General features: G+C 40.9%; 24 protein-coding genes and 3 tRNA genes. 10 read left to right on the top strand and 17 right to left on the bottom strand.

Features of this window, described 5'->3' with window-relative positions; all coding sequences use genetic code 11:
* The first annotated feature begins 118 nt into the window (after nt 1–118).
* Nucleotides 119–562 (top strand): HIT domain-containing protein, encoded by a 444-nt coding sequence (locus tag ACRC53_RS10885; RefSeq protein WP_438643430.1) that lies wholly within the window; start codon nt 119–121, stop codon nt 560–562.
* A 132-nt stretch (nt 563–694) separates the two neighbouring features.
* On the opposite strand, the gene ACRC53_RS10890 is transcribed toward ACRC53_RS10885, so the two are convergent.
* From ACRC53_RS10890 to ACRC53_RS10900, 3 genes are read right to left on the bottom strand one after another with little or no spacing between them, the layout of a single operon-like run.
* Nucleotides 695–937, bottom strand: coding sequence for a FeoC-like transcriptional regulator (locus tag ACRC53_RS10890; protein WP_438643431.1), 243 nt, complete (start codon nt 935–937; stop codon nt 695–697).
* Entirely contained in the window at nt 934–3,216 is a 2,283-nt protein-coding gene (gene feoB, locus ACRC53_RS10895) for a Fe(2+) transporter permease subunit FeoB (protein ID WP_438643432.1), read from the bottom strand. The genes ACRC53_RS10890 and feoB overlap by 4 nt, the downstream gene beginning before the upstream one ends.
* On the bottom strand, nt 3,213–3,446 hold the full coding sequence (locus tag ACRC53_RS10900) for a FeoA family protein (RefSeq protein ID WP_438643433.1): 234 nt from the start codon (nt 3,444–3,446) through the stop codon (nt 3,213–3,215). The genes feoB and ACRC53_RS10900 overlap by 4 nt, the downstream gene beginning before the upstream one ends.
* Nucleotides 3,447–4,272: 826 nt before the next feature.
* Between ACRC53_RS10900 and ACRC53_RS10905 the strand changes: the two genes are divergently transcribed.
* Nucleotides 4,273–5,148 carry a winged helix-turn-helix domain-containing protein gene (locus tag ACRC53_RS10905; protein WP_438643434.1) on the top strand — a complete coding sequence of 292 codons (876 nt, stop codon included), beginning with the start codon at nt 4,273–4,275 and terminating at the stop codon, nt 5,146–5,148.
* Nucleotides 5,149–5,264: 116 nt separating this feature from the next.
* On the opposite strand, the gene ACRC53_RS10910 is transcribed toward ACRC53_RS10905, so the two are convergent.
* The 3 genes from ACRC53_RS10910 to ACRC53_RS10920 form a co-directional block, all read right to left on the bottom strand.
* Nucleotides 5,265–5,340: transfer RNA gene (locus tag ACRC53_RS10910), tRNA-His, on the bottom strand.
* 56 nt (nt 5,341–5,396) lie between these two features.
* Nucleotides 5,397–5,473, bottom strand: a tRNA-Arg gene (locus ACRC53_RS10915).
* Between the two features lie 16 nt (nt 5,474–5,489).
* Nucleotides 5,490–5,566, bottom strand: a tRNA-Pro gene (locus ACRC53_RS10920).
* A gap of 239 nt (nt 5,567–5,805) precedes the next feature.
* Between ACRC53_RS10920 and folD the strand changes: the two genes are divergently transcribed.
* Nucleotides 5,806–6,660 (top strand): bifunctional methylenetetrahydrofolate dehydrogenase/methenyltetrahydrofolate cyclohydrolase FolD, encoded by an 855-nt coding sequence (folD, locus tag ACRC53_RS10925; RefSeq protein WP_438643435.1) that lies wholly within the window; start codon nt 5,806–5,808, stop codon nt 6,658–6,660.
* Nucleotides 6,661–6,782: 122 nt separating this feature from the next.
* Nucleotides 6,783–7,655: an ion transporter gene (locus tag ACRC53_RS10930; protein WP_438643436.1), complete on the top strand. Its 873-nt coding sequence runs from the start codon at nt 6,783–6,785 to the stop codon at nt 7,653–7,655.
* Nucleotides 7,656–7,734: 79 nt separating this feature from the next.
* Here ACRC53_RS10930 and cysS read toward each other — a convergent pair whose 3' ends face one another.
* Entirely contained in the window at nt 7,735–9,123 is a 1,389-nt protein-coding gene (gene cysS, locus ACRC53_RS10935) for a cysteine--tRNA ligase (RefSeq protein ID WP_438643437.1), read from the bottom strand.
* A 299-nt stretch (nt 9,124–9,422) separates the two neighbouring features.
* Here cysS and ppiB point away from each other — a divergent pair, with 299 nt between their 5' ends.
* Both ppiB and lpxH read left to right on the top strand, forming a co-directional pair.
* Nucleotides 9,423–9,917 carry a peptidylprolyl isomerase B gene (gene ppiB / locus ACRC53_RS10940; RefSeq protein ID WP_438643438.1) on the top strand — a complete coding sequence of 165 codons (495 nt, stop codon included), beginning with the start codon at nt 9,423–9,425 and terminating at the stop codon, nt 9,915–9,917.
* A 204-nt stretch (nt 9,918–10,121) separates the two neighbouring features.
* Nucleotides 10,122–10,889, top strand: coding sequence for a UDP-2,3-diacylglucosamine diphosphatase (gene lpxH / locus ACRC53_RS10945; protein WP_438643645.1), 768 nt, complete (start codon nt 10,122–10,124; stop codon nt 10,887–10,889).
* Nucleotides 10,890–11,003: 114 nt separating this feature from the next.
* Here lpxH and ACRC53_RS10950 read toward each other — a convergent pair whose 3' ends face one another.
* Nucleotides 11,004–12,137 carry a 1-acyl-sn-glycerol-3-phosphate acyltransferase gene (locus tag ACRC53_RS10950; protein ID WP_438643439.1) on the bottom strand — a complete coding sequence of 378 codons (1,134 nt, stop codon included), beginning with the start codon at nt 12,135–12,137 and terminating at the stop codon, nt 11,004–11,006.
* 239 nt (nt 12,138–12,376) lie between these two features.
* Here ACRC53_RS10950 and purE point away from each other — a divergent pair, with 239 nt between their 5' ends.
* Both purE and purK read left to right on the top strand, forming a co-directional pair.
* A complete protein-coding gene (purE, locus tag ACRC53_RS10955; RefSeq protein ID WP_438643440.1) occupies nt 12,377–12,871 on the top strand; it encodes a 5-(carboxyamino)imidazole ribonucleotide mutase in 495 nt (164 codons plus the stop codon).
* The gene (gene purK / locus ACRC53_RS10960; protein WP_438643441.1) at nt 12,868–13,935 is read left to right on the top strand and encodes a 5-(carboxyamino)imidazole ribonucleotide synthase; all 1,068 of its coding nucleotides are present in this window, start codon (nt 12,868–12,870) and stop codon (nt 13,933–13,935) included. Before purE ends, purK begins: the two co-directional genes overlap by 4 nt.
* Before the next feature lie 146 nt (nt 13,936–14,081).
* Here the strand turns inward: purK and arfA are convergent, their stop codons facing one another.
* A complete protein-coding gene (gene arfA, locus ACRC53_RS10965) occupies nt 14,082–14,267 on the bottom strand; it encodes an alternative ribosome rescue factor ArfA (RefSeq protein WP_438643442.1) in 186 nt (61 codons plus the stop codon).
* A 341-nt stretch (nt 14,268–14,608) separates the two neighbouring features.
* Between arfA and ACRC53_RS10970 the strand changes: the two genes are divergently transcribed.
* Together ACRC53_RS10970 and ACRC53_RS10975 are read left to right on the top strand one after the other, a co-directional pair.
* Nucleotides 14,609–17,293 (top strand): autotransporter family protein, encoded by a 2,685-nt coding sequence (locus ACRC53_RS10970; protein ID WP_438643443.1) that lies wholly within the window; start codon nt 14,609–14,611, stop codon nt 17,291–17,293.
* A gap of 280 nt (nt 17,294–17,573) precedes the next feature.
* Nucleotides 17,574–17,876, top strand: a complete 303-nt coding sequence (locus tag ACRC53_RS10975) for a hypothetical protein (protein ID WP_438643444.1) — start codon at nt 17,574–17,576, stop codon at nt 17,874–17,876.
* Between the two features lie 222 nt (nt 17,877–18,098).
* On the opposite strand, the gene ACRC53_RS10980 is transcribed toward ACRC53_RS10975, so the two are convergent.
* The 8 genes from ACRC53_RS10980 to accD all read right to left on the bottom strand — a co-directional run bounded on the left by ACRC53_RS10980 (nt 18,099) and on the right by accD (nt 26,473).
* Nucleotides 18,099–19,472, bottom strand: coding sequence for an NCS2 family permease (locus tag ACRC53_RS10980; RefSeq protein WP_438643445.1), 1,374 nt, complete (start codon nt 19,470–19,472; stop codon nt 18,099–18,101).
* 193 nt (nt 19,473–19,665) lie between these two features.
* On the bottom strand, nt 19,666–20,244 hold the full coding sequence (locus ACRC53_RS10985; RefSeq protein WP_438643446.1) for a UbiX family flavin prenyltransferase: 579 nt from the start codon (nt 20,242–20,244) through the stop codon (nt 19,666–19,668).
* Complete coding sequence (locus ACRC53_RS10990) at nt 20,226–20,786, bottom strand: pyridoxamine 5'-phosphate oxidase family protein (protein ID WP_438643447.1); 561 nt, start codon at nt 20,784–20,786, stop codon at nt 20,226–20,228. The genes ACRC53_RS10985 and ACRC53_RS10990 overlap by 19 nt, the downstream gene beginning before the upstream one ends.
* 256 nt (nt 20,787–21,042) lie before the next feature.
* Nucleotides 21,043–22,557, bottom strand: a complete 1,515-nt coding sequence (gene purF / locus ACRC53_RS10995; protein WP_438643448.1) for an amidophosphoribosyltransferase — start codon at nt 22,555–22,557, stop codon at nt 21,043–21,045.
* Nucleotides 22,558–22,592: 35 nt separating this feature from the next.
* On the bottom strand, nt 22,593–23,087 hold the full coding sequence (gene cvpA / locus ACRC53_RS11000) for a colicin V production protein (protein WP_438643449.1): 495 nt from the start codon (nt 23,085–23,087) through the stop codon (nt 22,593–22,595).
* A gap of 79 nt (nt 23,088–23,166) precedes the next feature.
* The gene (gene dedD, locus ACRC53_RS11005) at nt 23,167–23,901 is read right to left on the bottom strand and encodes a cell division protein DedD (RefSeq protein ID WP_438643450.1); all 735 of its coding nucleotides are present in this window, start codon (nt 23,899–23,901) and stop codon (nt 23,167–23,169) included.
* Nucleotide 23,902: 1 nt separating this feature from the next.
* The gene (folC, locus tag ACRC53_RS11010; protein ID WP_438643646.1) at nt 23,903–25,291 is read right to left on the bottom strand and encodes a bifunctional tetrahydrofolate synthase/dihydrofolate synthase; all 1,389 of its coding nucleotides are present in this window, start codon (nt 25,289–25,291) and stop codon (nt 23,903–23,905) included.
* A gap of 225 nt (nt 25,292–25,516) precedes the next feature.
* Entirely contained in the window at nt 25,517–26,473 is a 957-nt protein-coding gene (gene accD / locus ACRC53_RS11015; RefSeq protein WP_438643451.1) for an acetyl-CoA carboxylase, carboxyltransferase subunit beta, read from the bottom strand.
* Nucleotides 26,474–26,570: the final 97 nt, after the last annotated feature.

Consider the following 26,570-nt stretch of genomic DNA (forward strand, 5'->3'; position numbering starts at 1 on the left):
TAAATAAGTTAAAGCAGACCATATCGCTCATCTTATTAAACTCCCCAAACGGGGCAGAACTTGGGCTATAAACTTGTTATGCTTATACAGATCTTTCCCGTTAAGGAATAAAATAGTAATGCTGCCACATTCAGATTTTGTATTACATCCACAACTGCTTGCTGATACCACTACACTTGGTTTTTTTCCGCTATGTCAGGTGTTATTGAGTAAAGACAGTAATGTACCTTGGCTTATTCTTGTTCCTCAACGAAATAATATTAAAGAAATCCATCAGTTAACTGATGCAGAGCAAATACAGCTAATGCAAGAGTCAAGTTCGCTTGCACGGATCATTGAACAAATATATACACCCGATAAACTGAATATTGCAGCAATTGGTAATATCGTTTCTCAATTGCATATTCACCATGTTGCTCGATTCCAACAAGATGCTGTTTGGCCTGCACCGATTTGGGGTCATTTAGCCAGTAAACTGCGTAGTGTTCATGAACAAACACAAGCGAGTTTACTGTTGCTTGAAAAACTAAAACAGTTAGCTAATTTTGTCCCTGCTGACTAAAAATCTTAGTATAAAAATAGAGACATAAGATAAGAGAACATAAAGTCACAAAAAACGCCAACGCAAGTCTTTTCCGTTGGCGTTTAAGTTTATATTACACTTCATTGGCGCAAAGTAGTTTGGTCATTACACTTAGTGTTTGACTACAATCGAAATACCATCAGCGCCTAACCAGCGATAGTAAACCTCTTCACTCGCACCACAACACCCGCCGCTACACACACATTGCGTCTCTTTCGCTATTCGACCTTTGCGCAACCAAACTTGCAACATCGCATCAATACCCTCTTCGCTGGTATTAAATTGTTTAGCCAAATCACGACGAGTAGAACGCCCTTGAGTTTGTAATGCTTCTCGTAATGTTTGTAAAATCATACTAATTTTACCTCACGCGGTTGCTGATTTTTTCCCATTATGCGTAATATCACCATCACTGCCAGTAACAAACCGCCTGTAATGCTCAACCACAAGATACTGTTTGCTGGATGTAATGAAAAATGCATAATTTGATAGAACCAAGTCCCCACTACATATGCTAGAAGCATGGTCCAGCCAGCAACAAATAGTGCCCAATTACGCCCAACCTCTCGGACAAATGCCCCCATAGCTGCAACACAAGGTGTATATAACAACACAAACAATAAATAGCTAAACGCAGCAGCAGGGCCAGAGAAATTTTGTGATAGCTTATCAAATGTTGATGCATTAACCTGCTGCGCTTCTGCTGCTGCTGCACGGTTAGATGTATCACCCACATTAATATCCAGTGGATCAGCTAAATTAATACTCAACAAATTCTCAGGAATTGTTAGTAGAGCCTCTTTAAATGAAGCCAATAAATTATAGTCACTGTTGTTTGTGGCTGTTTCACCGCTATATAACGCGTTTAGTGTCCCTACTACAGCTTCTTTAGCAAAAATTCCTGTAATAATTCCCACAGTTGCTGGCCAGTTCTCTTTTTCTACTCCAATGGGTGCTAATACAGGTGTCACTTTTTTGGCTATCTGAGCTAATACAGAGTGTTCAGTATTTTGATTACCAAATGATCCATCTACGCCTAACGAATTAAAAAATCCAAGAGCAGCAACAACAATAACAATGGTTTTACCCGCACCAAAAACAAAGTTCTTCAGTTTTTGCCATGTTTTCAACACAACATTACGTAATGTTGGCCACTCGTAATCAGGAAGATCCATAACAAAACTTTCACTTGTTCCAGGCAGCAGTGTATTACGCAGCAACAAACCTGTAAAAATAGCGACTAGAATACCTACAAGATATAGAGCAAAAACAATATTTTGTGCCGAATGTGGAAAAAATGCTGTCGCAAACAGCGCATAAACAGGTAAACGAGCGCCACAAGACATAAAGGGTGTCATCATTACTGTTAACAAACGCTCACGCTCTTGTGTTAGTGTGCGGGTTGCCATAATCGCAGGCACATTGCAGCCAAAACCAATCACTAAAGGCACAAACGAACGCCCTGGTAAACCAATTTTTTGCATTAATTTATCTAAAACAAAGGCTGCACGAGCCATATAGCCTGAGCCTTCTAGCATGGCCATAAACAGATATAAACATCCAATCACCGGAATAAATGTTGTTACCGTTTGAATACCAGCACCAAAACCATCAGCTAATAATGTCACGAGCCAAACAGGGAGTACGCCATCAAAAAGATGATGTGTTCCCTCAACCAGTAAAGCACCAACTGAAATATCAAAAAAGTCAATAAAGGAGCTACCCACTTTAATGGCAAACATAAACATCAAATACATAACTAATAAGAAAATGGGCAAACCGAGATAACGGTTCAAGACAATACCATCAATTTTCTCACTAGTTTTATGACTAACAATACCAATGTGTTTACGTACTTTCTGGCACTGCGCATGAATAAAGCTGTACCGCACATCGGCAATTTGTAAATCAGTATCAACAACATTCTCTAATTGGATAATTTTTTGATTAGCAATATGTTGCTGTTCAGCATCTAACCGCTTTTCAACTAACCGATCTCTTTCAAGTAAGCGCAGAGCTAATGATCGAGTACTCGCTTGCTCATTGAGTGGGCACAATACCTCAAGTTCACCAAGCACAGACTCAATATTTGAACCATAATCTAGTCGAAGTGTAGAAGGTGTCACACCTTGCATCAGTAAATCAGCAAGTTCACTGCGAAAGCGATTTACCTGACGTTGGTTATGCGCTGAAATTGCAAATACAGGGCAGCCAAGTATTTGAGATAATAATGGCACATTTAATTGTTGACGATTACGATCAAGAGCATCTGTTTTATTTACCACTACAACAACAGGACGACCAGTCTCAATTAATTGTAATGTCAGATATAAGCTACGCTCTAACGCAGAAGCATCAACAATATTTAAAATAATATCAGCAGGAATAGACTCAACCACAATCGTTGCCAATTGTTCATCTTTGCCACTATCAACATTATCTCCTGATAACGCATATACACCAGGCAAGTCAGTAATTTGCAATTTATGCTCACCAACACTGCATGATCCTACCTTTTTTTCAACAGTAACCCCACTCCAGTTACCAACTTGCTGACGAGCACCGGTTAACCCATTGAATAATGATGTTTTACCGCTGTTAGGGTTTCCTACCGTTAATAAGGAAAAATTCATGCTAATACCTCAACATCAATACCCGCTGCAATTGTTAAACGTAACGCGATATTCACCCCGCAAATTTCAATTTGCAAAGGATCACCCAGTGGAGCAAAACGCACCACATTGATTTCGCTTGAAGGTAAGACCCCCAAAACCATTAATTTTTTACGTAATGGGCGATCTAAACGCTGCATATTTACCACTCGCGCTTTATTACCCACACTCAAATCAGCCAGTGTTTTCATTGCAATCGCCAACATTTAAATAGGATAGATTATCATTATCATTATTATACGTATTTTATAGCAAGCTTTTTTTGCTACAGATCAACATTTCCCTGCTCTAGGTTGCACATCTGACAAACTCACTAATGCAGCTGACATAATCACACATTTACAGTGCAAAACATCTCGCATAAATTAACATTAAGTCACATTATTAAGATGATTAAGCTAAATAATGGAGATTAAAACTGCTATAACAGAAACATATTAATGTGTAGAACTGCCTTACTACACGCCTATATCATAGATAAAAGACCGTTTTATCAGAGAGAGTGGTTTTACATCACTCTCCCGGCAGCAAGCGAAGGTGTCCTTGACACCCGTGGCATTGCTATACAGCGTGCCACGTTAATTTTTTTACTTATCTAGTATACCCACACATTCTTTATCATATATATTTTATTATTCTTTCATCATTTTTTTAAAAACACCACTCTATATCTGTAAACGATTCTTAGTATGAAATAAATTAGAAATAAAATTGCTGTAAGTCTTGTTTAAAAACTACATTTACAACATCTCCACTTACAGTATAAAACCCTAAGTAATACCTATTGCAATATCAAAAACATACTCTATTTAGATGAAAAATAACAGCATATATAATAGACGTATATTCGAAAACACACACACACGAATATGCAAATAAAATGAATAAAATAAAAATTAGCATTATATAAAAACCACTATCAATTAAGGTTTTATGAAATTTCAAATTTAACTCTGGATTTTAATATGAATTTATATAAAAATTCAGTCAGATTCTTTTCAAGCTTGGTATTATATAATGACGAATACTTATCAAATAAGAAATATTATTATAAGCTCAGATAAGACGTTATTATTAGACACAGAGTCAAATAGAGAGTTTAAAATAGGGAAGCATGATTACATGACACTGCTCGAATTAGCCCGTAATGCAGGTCATGTATTATCAAAAGAGCATTTATTAGAGAAATGTTGGCCAGGAAAAATAGTGGCTGAAAGTTCTATTACTCAAGCTATCAGTAATATTAGATCATTAATTGGTGATAACGGAAAAGAGCAAAAATGGCTTAAAACCATTTCAAAAACAGGTTATAGGCTTGAATCTGATGTCGTAACACCACTCTATCTTGATATGAAAAAAACAATACCATTTCATGAAATTGCCTTAAAATACTCAGCAGCAAACGGTATTCCATCATCTACACAAAACACACAAAACGATAATAATATCGCAGTTGATATCCCTATGTATGCTACACAGAGTAGCATCAAATCACAGGCTCATCATGACAAATATAAAACAACACTATTACAATTGCTATTTAGCCTGCTCGTTGTATTCGTGCTCTTTATTATTACTATTCACTACAATTCAACAATACAAAAAAAACAAAATAGAACCCTGCCAGAGATCTACTCTGACAATATATTAATGATATCTTCAGACAAACCGAATCTAACATCAGATTTAAGACGAATTATTCAAGACAAAATTAAAATAACAAAACAAAAACCAAGCTCAATCAGTATATTGATGATGGATAATCACCTCTCTTTTTTTATCGTAGAAAATGATGAACTGATACATAATCAGAGAGTTTTCATTAATGAACGATCTAAAAAAGAAGATATTAATAAAATCATTAAAGAAATAATTAACAAAGTATTAATATGAAAAGGCTGAAACAGTAAAAATCATCGCAATAAAGGAAAAAATAAAATAATAATGATACGGGAATAAAAAAAGATAAATAGATGATTGGAAAAATAGATAACACGAGGACAAAAGAATGGGGTGGCTGATGGGGCTCGAACCCACGACAACTGGAATCACAATCCAGGACTCTACCAACTGAGCTACAGCCACCATAGAGATTTTAGCTAATTTTATCATATCAATATAATATATTGATATATATTCAATGGCGCACCCTACAGGATTCGAACCTGTGACCCACGGCTTAGAAGGCCGTTGCTCTATCCAACTGAGCTAAGGGTGCACTCACTATTGAATAGTGGTCGGTGAGAGAGGATTCGAACCTCCGACCCACTGGTCCCAAACCAGTTGCGCTACCGGGCTGCGCTACTCACCGACTAATGTCATTGCTCTGTATCGAACACCTGACTTAATAGGATTTGAATTATACTGAGATGGGCTGATGAGTCAAAATGTTTTTAGCATCAAGGGGTTCAAACGCTCAAAATCACAGCAATTCTGTTACTTTTCATTCGTTACTTTTCCCGCCACTTTTCCTGCATGATGTCTACTGACACTCTTAGTTGTTTCTGACACAATATGCATTCTGAAAATTAGTAAGGGATCGTGTGTCTAATGACTGCAATGATTATTGACGGGAAAACGATTGCGCAGCAAGTTCGCACAACAGTCGCGCAACGAGTACAACAACGCATCGCGCAAGGAAAACGCGCTCCCGGCCTAGCGGTTGTGCTAGTAGGGCAAGATCCCGCCTCACAAATCTATGTGGGTTCAAAGCGTAAAGCCTGTGAAGAGGTTGGCTTTATATCTCAATCATATGATTTGCCCATAGAAACAACGCAAGATTATCTGCTTGATTTAATTGACACTCTCAATCAAGCACCTGATATTGATGGTATTTTAGTTCAGCTACCATTACCTGAGCATATTGATACCACCCAAATTATTGAACGAATTCACCCGAATAAAGATGTTGATGGTTTTCACCCTTATACAATAGGCCGTCTGTGCCAACGTATTCCAACCTTACGCCCTTGTACCCCTGGGGGGATCATGACGTTGATTGAGCAGTGCGGAATTGATACTTACGGGATGGAAGCGGTCGTGGTTGGTGCATCAAATATTGTTGGCCGCCCGATGTCACTTGAATTATTGCTTGCTGGATGCACCGTCACCACAACCCATCGCTTTACACGCGATCTAGAAAGCCATGTGCGCCGTGCTGACTTGCTGGTTGTTGCTGTCGGTAAACCGCATTTTATTCCCGGTGATTGGATTAAACCGGGTGCAGTAGTCATTGATGTTGGTATTAACCGCCAAGCGAATGGAAAAGTTGTCGGTGATGTCGATTTTGCAACAGCAAAAGAGAATGCGGCTTGGATCACACCCGTTCCGGGTGGTGTAGGGCCGATGACAGTCGCGACCTTGATGCAAAATACATTACTAGCATGTGAAAAATATCACGATTAATCACTCTTTTTTGTCTGTATTTAGCAGTTAGTGCGGGTTAATTTGCATTAGCCCGCCGTTTCCGGCATCAAGTAGCTTGTATTTTATTGATAACACACAAGCAACCTGTATGAGCTACTTTTATGCCTGATAACTCATCTTTGCAACATCCCCCCTCTTCACCCCATTGCCAACATTTAACACCGAAAAAATATCGCCATCGCTTATATAACATCTTATTTAATACGCAGCATCGCTCTGGCCGTATCGTCGAGTTAGCTCTGTTATTTTCAGTTCTCTTAAGTGTTGCGGTACTGATTATTGGTTCCACACTGACGCAACAATCGTATTGGTACACATGGTTTATCTGGTGTGAAATCGGATTTAGTATCATTTTTAGTTTAGAGTATCTTTTACGGCTCTATTGTTCACCTAAACCCCTACGCTATGCTGGCAGTTTTTATGGTATTGTCGATCTGTTATCTATTCTTCCGGTTTATCTCTCTTTGCTATTTCCAGGCTTAGAGTACACCTTAATGTTGCGTCTGCTGCGCATGTTTCGGCTATTTCGTATTCTCAAACTTGTTCGTTATATGTCAGAGGCCAATCTGCTTTGGCGTTGTCTGATACAAACCCACCGTAAAGTGCTGGTCTTTTTTGGTGCGGTCGGGCTGATGGTTTGTCTGTTTGGCAGCATAATGTTTGTTGTGGAAGGGCCGCAAAATGGCTTTACCAGTATTCCAATGGGGATCTACTGGGCCATTGTTACGCTAACAACGGTAGGATATGGTGATCTTGTGCCGCATACACCACTGGGTCGGGTCATCGCCTCATTAGTGATATTAATTGGTTATTCGATTATTGCTGTTCCAACAGGCATTCTCACTGCACAACTCACGGAAGAGTTACAGAAAAACAAAGACAGGTTACGCTGTGATCACTGCCACCGAACTGGGCATGATGCTGATGCGCTACACTGCAAATTTTGCGGTGCTGCTCTTCCTAAAAAAAGATAAAAAATCAGCGGGAGTCTTACTCCCGCTTATCTATAGCTGTAGAAATAATAAAAATTTGTCTCGCAATAAGCGATAACAGTTACGCTCTGCGCCAGGTTGTGCCTTGCGCACCATCTTCCAGTACGATGCCCATTTCAGTCAGGCGGTTACGTGCGGCATCAGCCGCAGACCAGTCTTTACTTGCCCGAGCATCATTGCGCTGCTTAATCAACGCTTCAATTTCAGCGACTTCATTACCGTTATCGGCTTGAGTATTACCTTGCAAAAACAGTTCTGAATCTTGCTGTAACAGGCCAAGAACATCACCAAGTTGACGCAATTCCGCAGCCAATGCACTGGCTGCTGCCATATCGGTTGTTTTTAGGCGATTAATATCACGCGCCATATCAAAGAGTACTGAATACGCTTCTGGTGTATTAAAATCATCATCCATGGCAGCGCGGAAGCGGGCCACAAAAACCTCTCCGCCAGCCGGTAATGCTGCATTATCCACACCGCGTAATGCGGTATATAAACGCTCAAGTGCCGTACGTGCCTGATTTAAGTTCTCTTCACTGTAATTTAACTGGCTACGATAGTGGCCTGACATCAGGAAATAGCGCACGCTTTCTGCATCATAATGTTGTAATACATCACGAATGGTAAAGAAGTTGCCGAGTGATTTTGACATTTTTTCACGATCAATCATCACCATACCGGAATGCATCCAGTAATTGACGTAAGGGGTATCATGCGCACAGCAAGACTGTGCAATCTCATTTTCATGGTGCGGGAACATTAAATCTGAACCACCGCCATGAATATCAAAATGCTCACCGAGTTGTTTGCTGTTCATCGCTGAACATTCAATATGCCAGCCCGGACGACCTGCGCCCCACGGTGATTGCCAAGTAGGTTCGCCTGGTTTAGACATTTTCCAAAGCACAAAATCAACCGGATTCCGTTTAGCTTCCTCAATATCAACACGCGCACCGGCTTGTAATTGCTCAACATCTTGACGAGATAGCTTTCCGTAATCATGGAAAGTATCCACGGAGAACATCACATCACCATTACTGGCAACGTAAGCATGGCCACGATCAAGCAGGCGTTGCACCAGCTCAATAATTTCAGTGATGTGCTGAGTCGCTCGCGGTTCAAGATCTGGGCGCTTCATATTCAAGGCATCAAAGTCAGCGTGCATTTCACCGATTAAACGTTCAGTGAGCTGATCACAGGTCTCACCGTTTTCAGCCGCACGTTTGATAATTTTGTCATCAACATCAGTGATATTGCGGACAAATGTCAGATCATAGCCTAGATAACGCAAATAGCGCGTGACAACATCAAAGGCAACAAAGGTACGACCATGACCGATATGACATAAATCATAAATGGTTACTCCACAGACATACATGCCAACCTTTCCTGCATGAATAGGTTTAAATTCTTCTTTTTGTCTTGTCAGCGTGTTGTAAATCTTCAGCATCGTGTAGTACCAAGTTAGCCTGTAGAATGATAACCAAAACTGATAATCAGAAGCGGATATTGAACCGATAAAATGCAACTAATGCAAGTGTACCTAGGGGAAATCACCGTTCATCGGTACATATAGACAATAATTTCCCCGTAATTGATTGCGCTTTCATTTGCCCAAACAGCCGCTTTCGGTACAATCAGCGCCTAAGCTGAGCCTTTGTTCCGGCATCAGGTACAGTATTTAACCCGTTACGCGTAAAGGCTTGCCTTTTATGCTGTTACACTTTTACCTACTTTAGGATGGTTTTCATGATCACACTACACACAAACTACGGTGATATCGTTTTACAACTAAATCATGAGCAAGCTCCGATCACAGCGAAGAACTTCGAAGACTATTGCCGTGAAGGTTTTTATAACAACACGATTTTCCACCGTGTGATTGATGGTTTTATGGTGCAAGGTGGCGGTATGGAGCCTGGCATGAATGAAAAAACCACCAAAGCCAGCATCAAAAACGAAGCTAACAATGGCTTAAAGAATAAGCGTGGTACTGTTGCAATGGCGCGGACTATGGATCCGCACTCTGCTTCTTCCCAGTTCTTCATCAACGTTGCTGATAACGATTTTTTGAATTTCCGTTCAGAGAGCCGTGATGGTTGGGGTTATTGTGTGTTTGCAGAAGTGGTTGAAGGTATGGATGTGGTTGATAAAATCAAAAACGTTTCTACCGGTACGTTTGGTTATCACCAAGATGTACCACGTGATGAAGTACTGATCAATAGCGTGACAGTGAGCGAATAAGCCATTAAATATCGGCTACAACGCTCAGTAATCCCTTTCATGTAACGTCATCACAATAATCAGTATCACTGCATTTATTAATGTATCGTGCTGTAGGGTTACTCTGAATATAAAGGGATGTTTATCATCCCTTTCTTTATTCTGATATTTATCATGCTATTTTATTGCTTTGTCTTTTGTTGTTAACCGCAGGGGAATCTATTTATCGTACCGACAACGCTCTTTATTGCTGATCTCCACTTAAGTGAAGATCAACCAGACATTACGGCCTGTTTTCTTGCTTTTTTACAACAGCAAGCTCCTATGGCTGACGCACTGTATATTCTTGGCGATCTCTTCGAGTATTGGATTGGTGATGATGATAATACAGAGCTACAACACACTGTAGCTGACGCATTATTGCGTTTGCATCAGCAAGGCACGCCTTGTTATTTTATCCACGGAAATAGAGATTTTTTGCTCGGAAAACGTTTTGCTCGTCAATCAGGAATGATACTGTTACCTTCTGAATATGTGGTTGATCTGTATGGTATACCAACACTCATTATGCATGGTGATACACTTTGCAGTGATGATATTGCCTACCAGAAATATCGGCAACGTGTGCATCAGCCATGGTTACAACAACTGTTTCGTTGGCTTCCTCTGTGCTGGCGACGCAATATTGGTGCTCGTTTGCGCAATAAAAGCACAGCACATAATCAGCAAAAAAGCCAACATATTATGGATGTTAATACTGATACGGTTATCACCGTGATGCAGCAGCACCATATCCAACGGCTTATTCATGGGCATACTCACCGGCCTGCTATTCATGCTGTGCAACTGCGTGAGTCAACCTCACAACAACAGTTATCAGGAGAGCGTATCGTACTCGGTGATTGGTATCACCAAGGATCTGTTTTACATATCAGCCCTGAAGGGGTATGTATGAAAACGTTATCGTTTCACGATTCTTATGCTCATAATTAAATGTTGGGCAGACCAATGCCCAACATATTCTCAAAAGAGGATATAACGATATAATTGAGTATAATCATGTCATTACATGTTGTATAAGCCTACTATTTGCTTTTTCTTTTGTGATTACTCACTTGCGGGCAGTTGTACATGTAATCGCTGTTTTTGAGCTGGCAGCGCATAACTTTGCATCACTCTTTCGCGTAGCTCTACGGGTACAGCTTGCATCCGTTCATTGAACTCACGCTGTTTTTGCTCACTGATCCCTTCAGTGATCCCTGCTGCTAAAAGGTTTGATGGAAACAGATGATACTGCTCAGTGATATGTTGATCGACCCATTCTGCTAAGACTTCTGCCGATGCTACACTCTCTTGCATTACAGGCCCAAATGCGACATGCACCCGCCCTTTATAGCCCACAATGCCTTTGACGATACTGTCGAGATCTTCAAACTCTGATTTTACATACGTTTCACCGCGGGCTTTTTGAGCTAATTCCGCAGCCTTTTGCACTTCACCGGCATCATACTCGTAGGAGATGGCAACAGGTACAATATTGAGTGACGCAAAATATGTGGCCATCTCAATTTTTTGTTTTTTACCGTGCATGTAAAACATTTTTAAAATTGCTGGATCAGTTTGATCATTACCGTCTTTTGCTCGCCCTTCTTTTTGTGCTATCCAGATAGACTGATTCTCATCGAGTGAATGGCGAATATAAGCGGAAAGCTCACTGAAAGCGGCCATCATTTCACGTACACCTTTCGCCGAGCGTTTTACAATAAAACTTTTGTTCAACCGCATAATGTCTGAGGCATACTGTTTTCGCAATAAGTTATCACCAATCGCAATTCTGACCGTATCACGACCGTGATGGAATAACCCCCAATTAACAAGTGCAGGATCCATTGCAATATCACGATGATTCGAAATAAACAAATACGCTTTGTTAGCATCAAGATGCTCTAATCCACTGTAAGTTACACCGTCTGTTGTCGTATTGATCATGCGCTGCATGTAACTTTCAACCTGCTCTTGAAAAGCCCGTACCGAACGAATATTACTCACACGTTGCTGTAAAAAATAACGCACAGCCGGTTTTAAAAGCCACCCACACCAGCGTGTTATTTTAGGAAAACGAAACTGACAAATTGCGTTGATAAACTCATCATTATGCAAAATATTAGCTAATACGGTAGCCACTTCGCTGTCGTGATAAGGGCGGATATCGGCAAACTGTGCTGTACTCTCTTCGCTCATTCTCATCATCTATAGTTATGATTACTCGGTGGGAGTTTATTATACGAGTTATCTTGTTAAAACCTAATCCTACCAATACAACAGTGTGTTAAATGTCTTATTTCTCAATGACGCAAACGTTTCCCTAGAAGTGGTTTCATGTTATTATTGTTACCCGCAACGCAATATAGATATGCATTTTAGCCAATAACGACTACCGCTATTCTCATTCCCATAGCCATTACAGGAGTTCACCCACTATGCAACCTAAAGTCGCCGTTGTTATGGGTTCGAAAAGCGATTGGGCAACCATGCAAGCTGCCGCTGAGATCCTCACAACTCTAGAGATTCCTTTTCATACTGAGGTTATCTCAGCACACCGCACACCAGATAAGTTAATCAGCTTTGCAGATACGGCTGCCAAACAAGGTTTTCAGGTGATTATTGCTGGTGCTGGAGGGGCTGCACATCTACCTGGAATGTTAGCGGCTAAAACACTATTGCCTGTATTAGGTGTGCCTGTAAAAAGTGCAGCTCTCAATGGTATGGATAGTCTGCTTTCTATTGTTCAGATGCCAAAGGGGATTCCGGTTGCTACCTTAGCAATTGGCGTGGCAGGTGCTGCTAATGCAGGCTTGTTAGCGGCACAAATTTTGTCATTACACGATGAAAATCTTCATCAACGTCTTAGTGTATGGCGAAATACGCAAACCGAAGCGGTGCTAAATAACCCTGACCCGAGGGATCAGGCATGAACCAAATCTGGGTATTAGGTAATGGGCAACTCGGTGATATGCTGCAACAAGCAGGAGCAGCCATGAATGTTGTTGTCACACCCTTTGGGTTTGATGATCATCCCCCTCTCTTACCTGATAATGCCATTATTTCTGCTGAAATTGAGCAATGGCCCAATACCGCTCTAACGCGACAATTCTCGCAACATGTTGGTTTTATCAACCATGATACCTTTCCATTATTGGCTGACCGATTTACGCAAAAACAGCGGATTGATCAGCTAAAACTGGCTACCTCACCTTGGTGTGCACTCAATTGTGCAACGCAATGGCCAGATATTATTGCTCAATTAGGTGAGAAACTGATCGTCAAGCGGCGTAAAGGAGGCTATGACGGACGCGGCCAATGGCGAGTTATGCAGGCTGATGATCAGTGCAATATTCCTGATGATATGTATGGTGAGTGTATCGTTGAGCAGATGATCCCGTTTGATAGCGAAGTGTCATTAGTGGGTGCACGTGGACGTGATGGTACGCAGGTTTTTTATCCACTCACCCACAACTTACATGAAAATGGTATTCTACGTGCCAGTGTTGCTTTATCAACACCCAACGTCGCACTGCAACACCAAGCAGAGCAGATGCTCGGCAGCTTGATGGAGAGCCTTGAGTATGTCGGGGTTATGGCTATGGAGTGCTTTGTTGTTGGCAATCAACTGCTGATTAACGAGTTAGCACCACGAGTACACAACAGCGGCCATTGGACACAAGCAGGTGCATCGATTAGCCAGTTTGAGTTGCATTTACGCGCATTATTAGGCTGGCCGTTACATACTCCTGTAGTACCAAGCCCTGCGGTGATGGTTAATATTATTGGCACGCCGTTGAATGAAGAGTGGCTTTCTGTACCTTTAGCTCGGTTACATTGGTATGGAAAATCCGTACGCGAAGGCCGTAAACTTGGGCATATTAATATGACACACCCGAATGCTTTTGCGCTTAATACAGCACTGAGTCATCTATTCGTATTATTACCGGTTGAATACCGCTCTGGTATTCATTGGGCACAGAAAATATTGAGTTAACCGTGTTTTGCGGTGAGCATGAGTATTATGCTCACCGTGTTCGCTGATAATGGAACACTCTTCTTTAGTTATCTTGCCAATACGTCCTCTCTCTTTTTCTTGATAACAACATAATGTATGTTAGCGTTATATTTTTATCTGTTGTTTTAAAAACAGAAAGACAATCGTAAAGTACGTTTAACGTAACTTACGGTTAGCTTCCCACCCTTTACCTGATTTATCTTTACGCTGATAATCGCCTTTCCCTTTTTATTTCGCACGACTTTTACTTTAAAAACGGGGCTGGTGACTAATGCTTTTAATGCATTATTATTAATTATACCTCGATGCATTTCAATTTTTTGATTTATAACCTGCCTGTTGGTGCTTTATCTCAATCATGTAATACACATAGTAACGAGTACTGCTTTTTAACATGATATACGGCTTATTTAGCATTCAATGATAACGATCATATCAATGTTATTATGCGCTGTTTTTATCAACCTTTACAGTGAGTTTGAAATATTGTCAATTATGTCTAAATAATGAATAGTGTATCACGTGAAACATATAATGCCTTTTAAAAACAGCCAGTTACCAATAATCAAACCATTTAATTGATACAGTTCAACATAAACGAGGGTTCAATAAAATGTTTAAATAACAAAAAAATCACTATTGAACCTATTTTATGATAAAGCATACCACATTGACACTTTCGTTGATTGCACTCTCTGTTTCTCAAGCTATTGCAGCACCAATAACCTCAACCATTAATATAACCAGTGGTCAAAATGTTAATTTATCAAATGATGTAATAACAAAAAACCAATATGGTATTGAGGTTAATGGTGAAAACAGTTCACTGATTGCAGATGGAAAATCTATCACAACAGAAGGGGATGACTCGCTAGGTATTCGTGTCATGAATCAAGGGCATGCTGTTTTCAATAATGGGGCAATTCATACTGATGGCGTAGGTTCTTATGGTGTTAGCTCAGAGAATAGTGGTTCATCAATACGGCTTGATAACGTTAAACTCATTGTTAATGGTAATAACTCTTATGGCGCACTCGCTGCAACACAAGGAAAGTTAACTGCTCATAATCTCTCTGTTACCACAACAAACCGTAATTCTAATGGTGTCAGTGCTATTAATCCAAACTCCTCAATCACCCTAAACCACACAACAATAAATACACAAGGGGTTGCATCACACGGTATTTATAGTGCTGAAAAAGGGGCGAGTATTAATTCAACAGATCTGATTGTCCATACACAAGGTGCATTTGCTGTTGGTATTAACCAAACTAGCCAAAGTCAGGGGGATTTTAATAACTCAGCTATTACCACGGAAGGAAAACACAGTGCAGGGATTAATATATCCTCTGGTGCAAAAACTGCTTTAAATAATATCACTATTGATACTTATGGTGATCACAGTAATGCTATACAACTCAACTCAGCTCAACTCTCTATCACTCAACATGATATAAATAATAAAATCCAAACCCAAGGTTCAAATGCTAATGTCATTGATTTTGCTGGAAACTCAGTTGTTAATATTAAAAATAGCCATTTAATTGGTAGCGGAAATAACAATCATGTCTACTTTGCTCATCAAGGTGCGTCTATCATTAACTCATCGAATAATATTATCAGCTCAACAGGCACACTGATTCATGCTATCGGTGGGAGTAATATTATTAATATGCAAGATGATCAGGCTATGAATGTCAGTGGTGGACTCATGGATGTTCATAGTGTATCCCCAAATAATAGAACATCTGTAATACTAAATGCTGATCAAAAAACTCAGTTAGCAGGTGATATTCGTAGTGATAATGACAGTATCACAACACTACACTTAAATAATCAATCAACATTTTCAGGCAATATACAAAACTTAACAACAGCTAATATTATGGGAAATAGCCAGTTATTACTTGATGGAAATTCAAATATAACTGATACACACCTTGATCATAGTAATCTCGTCTTCATGCAAAACGATTCTGATTATCCTACATTACAAACTCAAGCATTATCAGGTAATGGTTCGTTATTTTTTAATACAATACTGGGTAATGATCAGTCAAAAACATCAAAAATCGTAGCAGAAAATATCAGTGGTGATTATAAAATTTATGTTCATAACCAAGGTGGCCAAGGTGCTTATACTCATGGTGATGGCATTAATATCATTCAAGCTAATCATGAAAACACGGCCCGTTACGCACTGGCTGCACCTGTATATGCAGGTGTATATGAGTATTTATTGCATCGTCATGGTAATAATGTCTATTTGCAAAATGAGATCCCTGCTAAATCAACAACCTCAAATACAAAACCGACGCTGCCTATAAAGCCACCGCTAACCCCACCTATTACACCACCAGAAAGCAACTCTCATTCAGGGCAAGCACCTAGCTATCGTCCTGCAATACCAGGTTATTTACTCGCCACTTATCTTGATCAAAGTTATGGTTATCTTTCTATCGGTACGCTACACGAACGCACGGGTAATACTGTTGAGCCCCACATAATCACCTCAAATACACAGCGTATGTGGTCACGTGCTTTTACGAATAAAACCCAAACTAATAACTATCGGTTTGATTTTACCTCTTATACTAACTTTTATCAGATTGGGTATGATTTAAAACATGATAGTGATGCTGCAGAACCTGTTTATGCCGGTGTCACATTTGAAGTTGGTCATGCACACAATAAAACATACGATGAAAAACGTATTGACGGCCAATTTACAGGAAGAGTCAATGTCGATGCCATTGGTATTGGTATTGGCGGTTATTATACTCGCTATCTGAGTCATAACGATTATATTGATATTGTAGGTAAAGGTATTCGATATAAAAATAACTACTCAGCAAAAGCAGAAAATAGCCTTACTCAACATGCATCATCGTTATTACTCTCTGTAGAGTATGGAAAAGATTTTCCATTTTACCAACATTTTCACATTGAACCTCAAGCACAAGCTATTTACCAATTTAATCATGCAAATAGTATTAATAGTAGTGACCTTAATATACCTAAAGCGAATACACAAACAGGGCAACTACGCTTAGGCAGTGCGTTTTATTCTGACACAATTAATATTAATAAAAATATGAGCTACCGCCCTTACTTTTCAGCAAATTATATTCAAAAAATGAATAACAATGCTCAATTAGTCACAGACAGCGATGGTTTAAAACAAAACATGGCCTCAAACTATTGGCAAGTTGGTGCAGGGCTTGATGGAAATATTGGTACACATACTCATGTTTATACAAAAGTAAGATATCAGCAGACATTTAATGATAAAGAGTCTCAATATAGCGCCATGGTAGGGCTCTCTTTTACATGGTAACAATCTGATTTAATATGCAACATATTAGCATACTTATAACAGAAGGCACAAAAATAAGCCTAGTATTACAATAAAGTTAATTGCTGTTTTTCATGTGTTTATGACAATTTTCGCGTTGTATCACCTCAGGTTATTAAGTTGGGAAATACCATATTTCATCACGTTATTCCGCAATAAAAAAACATGATTTGAAATATTTAGAAAGAAATACTTGGCTATCTGCATACTCTTTGGGTTAATATTCATCACTGGTAATGCTGAAGATAGCCAAAGGTATTTTGTGAAAAAGTATTGGATTCCTACAGTATCTAGCGTCACGGCCTTTTTATTAGTGGTGTTGATGCTTGGCCTGATGAAACAATCAGGTAGTGAATCTTTAGTGATCGATGCCTGGGATAGTGTTAAATGGATGACTTTTGCGTTGATTTTTAATTTTCAACTTCCCTTTTGGGTTGCAAGAATCAGTGTGTTGTTCATGGTCTTTATTCCACCTGTTTTAATCTTTTTGATCAGTAAAGATCTCTTATCTCGATTGTTTAAATATACAGAAAATGAATACAGAGCGTTAAACGCTAAGAAGTAGTTATTAAATCAGACTTATTGTTACTTTACTCTTTACACCAATTGCTATAAAAAAGAGGCATAACAACGGGTTACGCCCCTTTTTTTATCTCAATATTACAATAATTCAAAACACAATGACTTTATTATTAGATAAAGTGTACTGATAATATTACGATTTCATTCACTTATATTACATTGTGTTCTTTATTTAGTTATTTTTAGCTATACCATCATCTTTAAATCAAATAGCCCAGCCACCTGCATAAAAAGCAACTAATGCAATAGCAATAATGATAGTTCCAATATTGAGTTTTTTAAACTCCCCAGCAACAATACGGCCAACAACCAGTGCAGAGAAGCCTAACATAATGCCGGTAACAATATTGCAAGTCAGTACAATAAAGACTGCACATAGTAAGCCAGATAATGCATCTACGTAATCACCAAAATCAAGTTTGGCGACATTACTTAGCATCAGCAAACCAACATACATTAAGGCAGGTGCTGTTGCATAGGCGGGTACAAGGTAACTTAGTGGTGATAAAAACACCATCAGCAAAAAAAGTACGCCAACCACAGTTGCCGTTAAGCCTGTTTTCCCCCCCGCTGCTGTACCTGCAGCAGACTCAATATATACCGCAGCCGGAGATGCCCCTACAAAACTAGAGAAGATACTGCTGACGGAATCTGCCGTTAATGCTTTCCCACCACTGATAATGTGCCCCTCTTTATCCAGCAAATTAGCTTGCCCTGCTAACGCGCGAATTGTACCGGTAGCATCAAACACAGCCGTCATCACCAGAGCCAGTACTGTTGGCAAGATCAGTGGTGAAAGTGCGCCCATAATATCCATCTGACCAAACAAGAAACCGCTATCAGATGATAAATTTGGCATCGCAAAAAAGCCGTTAAATTTCACATTCGGATCAAACGCCAGCCCCAGTGCAGAAATAGCAATAATCACCATTAAAATACCACCCGGTACTTTACGGCGCTCAAGACCAAAGATAGCCGCTAACCCCAGTAAAGACATAATGACAGGAAAAGAGGTAAATATACCAAATTGTACAGGCAAACCTGCTTGTGTATTTTTGACAACTAATTTGACGCTATCTGCAGCAATCAGCAGTAAAAACAAACCAATACCAATACCTGTTCCGTGCGCAATACCGGTGGGTAAATTACGTAAAATCCACTGCCGGATACCGGTTACACTGATGAGCGTAAATAAAATCCCCATCCAAAAAATAGCGCCTAATGCAATAGGAATACTGATATTTTGGCCAAGCACTAAGCTAAATGCTGTAAATGCCGTGAGTGAAATAGCACAACCAATAGCCATTGGAAGGCGTGCCCATAATCCCATTAAAATCGAACCAAATGCAGCAACTAAACAGGTGGCCATAAATACCGCCCCCTGATGAAAACCTGCTGCGCCAAGCATATTTGGGACAACAATGATGGAGTACACCATCGCCAGAAAGGTTGTTAAACCGGCAATTAACTCTTGCCGAACAGAGCTACCACGCTCACTAATAAAAAAATAACGGTCAAGATAAGAGGTTGAATCTGTATTTACACGGGTTTTGTGCGGTGACGGAGCATTCGTCGACATAAACCGATTCCTTAAATAGACATGCACGCAAAGAAAGAAACTGTGTTGTGGTGTAGCAAATGATGCTAAGTACAGGCTGTTTACTCTCAGGTATTTACAGCGAGCACTTATAGTAAAAATTCCATGCTTAAAAGCGAGTAGCAAACGGTTGCTATTATAGGGGTGATATCATTTTCAATCAAAATACACTTTCTTACTCTGGTGTATTCCAACGCGTAAACAGATCTGTAGGTAAGCGAATCTCAAATTGATCTAAGACACGATTAACGGTTTGATCGATCAAATCTTGTATTGTTTGTGGTTGATGATAAAACGCAGGAACCGGTGGCATTATGATAGCGCCCAGTTCTGCTGCTTGCGTCATCATGCGTAAATGGCCAAGGTGTAGAGGTGTTTCTCTAACTGCTAATAATAAGCGTCGACGCTCTTTTAGTACGACATCGGCTGCCCGAACTAAGAGGTCATCAGCATAACTGTGTACAATACCTGATAGCGTTTTAATCGAGCAGGGTAATATCACCATACCACAAGTACGAAATGATCCAGATGAAACCGATGCTGCAATGTTACGTACATCATGGTACACATCGGCAAGTTCTGTTACCTGACGCAAGCTATAATGCGTTTCAAGATCAAGTGTTCTGCGGGCAGCCTGACTGATAATCAAATGGGTTTCAATTTCCGGTAACTGTTGCAGCATCTCAAGCAGACGAATGCCATAAATTGCTCCGCTTGCTCCTGATATTCCAACAATTAAACGTGTTCGTTCCATGCTTGTTGATACTCCGGTGAATTAACATTAATTGCTACACGTTGACCTAAACCGGCCTGATTATCCAGCCAAAAAAGCTGCTCAATATCCAGCATGAACCAACTGACTTTAGCCATTGATTGCAAGAGTTTTTCATTCTGCAAAATAAAGTTAAAACGCTTTAGATATTGTGTTTCCGCTGATTTACGTTCTGCATGTTCAAGCAGCCTAACACGCCCGACTCCCTGTAAACCTTGGATCTTATTCCACTGGCAACTATCGGTATAAATACTCAATGCTACCGTTGGATTGTGTAATACTGCCTGCGCATGCCGGCTCTCTAAACGTGAAAGAAAAATCAATTGAGCCCCTGAACTGGCCGCATAATACACAGGAGCACTCCAGATCCCCTGCTGATCGTGCACTGATAAAGCCAATACCTGATGTGCCGAAAGATAGTTAATAACCGCAAATTCAATCGCAGTATTCTTTACAGCACATTGAGTATCAGAGACGATTTCGAGTGGCGGCAACGGCATTGGTGATAAGTGAGACGCGGGCATACAACACATACTTTTTCTAAGAAAAGAGCCTGTTTATACCACAACCGATTCCCTGACTTCTAGCACACAGACACTTCCAATCTATCGCAGCAATAATCATCCGGTATCAATCACCGCCATAAAAAAACCTGCCATCGTAACCACACAACGTTACCGTTGCAGCACTTAATGGCAGGTTTTACTTGTAAATCAGCTCTAAAATCGTCTTTAAGATCCCCTTTAAAGCATTTTTTTAACGATTAGGAATACACCTATATTAGCGTTCGTTATGCAGATCTAAACTTGATGTGTTCATGTGTAATTGTGCTTTTGCATCATCATTACGCAAAGAGTCAAGGTACTCTAAATAGCCCTGATTAACATCTTGGGTGATATACACCCCGTTAAATACCGAAGTTTCAAACTCTTTGATCTCAGGATTCTCTTCTTGTACCGCAGCCACAAGATCGGTTAAATCTTGAAAAATCAGTGCGTCAGCACCAATCATACGAGCAATTTCAGGCACTTCTCGCCCATATGCAATTAATTCATGTGGGCTTGGCATATCAATACCATACACATTTGGGAAGCGAATTTCAGGTGCTGCAGAGGCAAAATACACACGCTTTGCACCTGCTTCACGCGCCATTTCGACAATCTGTTCCGATGTTGTACCACGTACAATCGAGTCATCTACAAGCAGTACATTTTTACCACGAAATTCCGACTTAATTGCATTGAGCTTACGGCGTACTGACTGACGACGCATTTGTTGCTCAGGCATAATAAACGTCCGGCCAACGTAACGATTTTTCACGTACCCTTGACGATAAGGTTTATCTAAAATACGCGCAATTTCAAGTGCGATATCGCATGAGGTTTCAGGGATTGGGATGACTACATCAATATCTAAATCGTGCCACTCACGGGCAATTTTTTCACCTAAACGTTGCCCCATGTGTACACGTGCGCTGTAGACCGAAACTTTATCAATGAACGAGTCTGGACGAGCAAAATAGACAAACTCAAAAATACACGGACAGGTACGCGGATTTTCAGCACACTGCTGAGTATAAAGCTCACCATCGAAGGTAATGTAAATAGCCTCGCCTGGTGCAACATCACGGACAAATTCAAAATCAACTGCATCAAGTGCCACCGTTTCTGATGCCACCATATACTCAAGCCGACCATCATCAAGCAACCGTTTGCCTAGCACGAGAGGACGAATACCATTCGGATCGCGAAATGCGAGCATACCGTTACCGATAATCATCGCAACACAGGCATATGCCCCACGAACCCATTTATGCAGTGCACTGACTGCAGAAAAAACATCATCTTGTGTTAACGGATAGTGATCAAAGCGATTTAATTCACTGGCTAAGATATTAAGCACCACCTCTGAATCAGAGGTGGTGTTAACGTGACGACGGGCAACTTGAAAGAGTTTACTTTTTAACTCAACGGCATTCGTGAGATTACCGTTGTGTGCCAAAGTGATACCAAAAGGTGAGTTAACATAGAAAGGTTGCGCTTCTGAAGCACTAGAGCTGCCAGCAGTAGGATAGCGCACATGCCCTATCCCTACATTGCCTTGCAGCCTTAGCATATGCCGTGCCTCAAATACATCCTTGACCAATCCATTTGCTTTTCGCAACCTAAATGCATGCTGGCTATCAATGGTAACAATACCAGCTGCATCTTGACCACGATGCTGTAACAGTGTTAACGCATCATAAATGGATTGATTGACCGGGGTGAAACCGACCATACCGACAATACCGCACATGTTTCCTCTATTCCTCTATAGATGCCCGCATAGCCCTACATTGGCAATTTGGGCAGGAAGCTGGACGAACCTTTCAGGTATTCAAAGAACCATTGGATTACTGTACCAAATTGTGGGATCAGAACAGATTGTTGCCACCATTCAGACTTAGAGAAGCCGGTGAAAGAGTCAAGGAAAAATAAGATGGCTGCAATAATTAATACGCCTCGCAACGCACCAAAACAGATCCCTAATACCCGATCAGTACCCGATAAACCGGTTTTCTCTACGAGCTGACCTATCACATAATTCACAACTGACCCGACAATCAGTGTTGCCACAAACAACGCAGCAATAGCCGTTCCATTGCGCAACATAGGATCTTGAAATTGTGTAAAGTACTGTGCTAGTTCAGTGTAAAAATGACTTGCCACAAAAAAAGCCACAACCCATGTCACTAATGAGAGGGCTTCTCGGACAAAACCACGAATTAAACTCACCAGTGACGAAAAACCAATAACACCCAAAATTGCGTAATCAACCCAGACCATACTTTACCCTAACGCGTCTGTTGCGCGCATTCTAACAAAAAGAAAACGTTTGCGTATATAAATTTCACGCCAAAAATAATTAATGGCGTAACGGATCAAATCCTCTTACTTGTCCACGCAAGCCTGTTAACCGCTGCATATCATCCAGTGCAAAGAGCAGTTTTTCTTTGCTTGCATCTGGCCCAACATAGATACGGTTTAATTGCCCGCCGACCGCAGGTGACGGCTGGCTGTATGCTTTGTACCCACCAGCACGAAGCTTATTAAGTAACTCATTCACTTTACTGGCATTTTTTAATGCACCTAGCTGAACAACATAGGCTTTACCACTCGGTGCTGCTTCAGGTACTTCTTTTTCTGGTTGTTTACCTGTTTTTGGCGGTGTAACAACCGGAGGTGTTATAGGTTTACTTACAGCCGGTTTTGTTGGAATAGGCTTTGTTGGTACAGGCTTTGTGTGTACCGGCTGATTAACTTCTGGCGTTTTTGCTGTTGTTGTCGATGCCAATGTTGGCGGTGCAACCGTTGTAGGTGCAGCGTGGTGGTTTTGGCTTTGTGCCGACAGTATAGGTTGTGTCGGGTTAGCCGTTTCTGGCGATACTGGCTCTGCCGGAGGCAATGGCTGCAAAGGTTGTGAAATAGCCGGTGGTAAATCAGGTCGATTACCTGCCTCTTGCACTGTGGGCTTGAGAGGAATAGCGGCAAAATCCTCTTGATGTTTTTTCTGACTGTCTAATACATCAGGCAAAATAATAATCCCCAGTGCCACTAATATGACAGCACCTACTAAACGGTTTTGAAACTGACTTGCCATCTTAGCTCTCCTGATGAATAGCGTGATGTACAGGTGTTGCATTGAGTGCAGCCATGACATCTGCAACGGTATAAAATGAGCCAAAAACGATCACTACATCTTGTGGTTGTGCAGTCGTTAAGACGGTCTGCCATGCTTGTATCACTGAGTCAAAAACCTGTACATAGCTAGGCGTTACCCTATTGTGGTTCTCTGGAGTGATACGCGGCATTTTTTGATGCTGTAATGACAAATCATGAACCGCAATTTTTGATAAAATCTTAGCTAAATCATGCCCTTGCTGACCACGCGGCCCGGTTAATGTTGCACATAACCAGTGATCTATATGAGGATATAAAACTTGCAAAGCACCTGTGGCATCTTTATCGGCTAACATACCCACAACAGCATATACTTGCCCTTGTGCTAAATGCATTGGGCGTGCTTGCAAACGTGACGCTAAATAGCGGGCTGCATGTGGATTATGTGCTACATCAAGAATCACTGTAGGGTTTTGCATGACCTGCTGAAAACGCCCCGGTAATGCTGCCTGTAGCAACCCTTGGCAAATCGCATCATCACTGACAACCAAATGACTCAAATGCAATGCGGTTAACGCACTGGCTGCGTTCGGTAAAGGGATTTGCGGTACTGGCAAATTATTGCGTTGCGTATCATCACACTGCCAGCTCCATGTTGATGTATGTTCTATCTCTGACACAGAATATGTCCACTCTTTACCCACGCGATAAAGCGTTGTACCAAGGTGGTTTGCCGTCTCTGCAATTGACTCAGGCATAGCTGGCTCACCAACCACAGCAGGGCAATTGGCCCGAAAAATACCCGCCTTTTCACGGCCAATACTCTCACGAGAGTTACCTAACCAATCGGTGTGATCAAGGTCAATACTGGTAATTACGGCCACATCACTGTCAACAATGTTAGTGGCATCTAAACGTCCACCAAGCCCTACTTCTAGAATCACGACATCTAATGCTGCATCAGTAAACAGCTTTAATGCTGAAAGAGTACTAAATTCAAAATAGGTCAGTGATGTTGTACCACGCCCTAACTCAATAACACTAAACGCAGCACTGTGTAATTGTTCATCGAGCTCATCACCTTGTATACGTACTCGTTCGGTATAACGCAACAAATGTGGAGAAGAGTATACGCCTACGCGGTATCCTGCCAGCATTAGGATCACCTCTAGCATTCGGCAGGTTGTGCCTTTACCATTAGTGCCCGCAACGGTAATCACTGTGGGTGCAGGTTTGGTTATCCCCAATGTTGTAGCAACTTGCTGAATACGTGTTAACCCTAGATCAATGGCCGTATTATGAAGGCTTTCAAGATAAGAAAGCCACGCTGCAAGAGGCGACGTGGCTTGAGGAGGAGTCTGTTTTTTTATCATACATCTACCCCGCGCATATGTTCCTGCGCGCTTATTATTGCGTAATATCCCTGTGCTAATGCACAACATGCGGTTCTCACCGATTACACAATACTATTTTATCTTATTAATTTATCGATTATTTATATAGCAGCTTACTACAATGTCATCATAGTATCATGTAATCAAACACAGTAATTGCAGGTCAATAACGGAAAATGAACTGACCTGCAATATCAGGAGCTATTTGTCGCCAGTCTCTAATGTTGTTGAGGGTTCATCATCATCTATTTCTTGCTCTACGGGCTCTTCAATATCAACCGGACGTTGTGCTGGCACAACCAAGGGTGAAGGCTGCAGTGTCATTTTAGCCAGTAATCCGGCTAAACGTTGGCGCATTTCCAGACGCGGAATGATCATGTCAATTGCGCCTTTTTCGAGCAAAAACTCACTGCGCTGGAAACCTGAAGGCAGTGTTTCACGCACAGTTTGCTCAATAACCCGTGGGCCTGCAAAACCAATCAGTGCTTTAGGCTCACCAATATTAATATCACCTAACATGGCTAAACTGGCAGAAACGCCCCCCATAGTAGGATCTGTGAGTACGGAGATAAAAGGTAACCCTTTTTGACTCAAACGCGCTAATGCTGCACTGGTTTTTGCCATTTGCATCAATGAAAACAGTGCTTCTTGCATACGCGCACCGCCACTGGCAGAAAAACAAATTAACGGTGTGTTTAACTCAATGGCTTTATCTACAGCACGTACAAAACGGGCACCAACAACCGAGGCCATTGATCCGCCCATAAAAGAGAACTCAAACGCGGCAGCAACAACGGGCATCCCCATTAATGCACCTTGCATGACAATCAGGGCATCTTTTTCACCGGTCTCTTTTTGTGCTGCACTGAGTCTATCTTTATAACGCTTAGAGTCTTTGAACTTCAAAATATCTTTCGGCTCTAGCTCTTCGGCAAACTCAACACCGCTACCTTCATCAAGAAGGCTCAATAACCGACGACGGGCAGTAATACGCATATGGTGGCCACACTTGGGGCACACTTCTAGATTCCGTTCCAGTTCAGCACGGTACAAAACTTGTTCGCAGCCATCACATTTGGTCCATACTCCCTCAGGAATACTTGCTTTGCGCGAGGAGACGATATTTGTTTTGTTAATAATACGCTCGATCCAGCTCATGGATGACCTTTCAACCTTGTGTTTTAACAGCACCGCCTGTAGCAGTGTAAGCTCAGGAAATACCGCACATTAAACCACATCAGATTCACGCTGTGGA

This window comes from Plesiomonas sp., assembly GCF_051652165.1.
In the GTDB taxonomy this organism is placed as follows: Bacteria; Pseudomonadota; Gammaproteobacteria; order Enterobacterales; family CAMTGL01; genus Plesiomonas.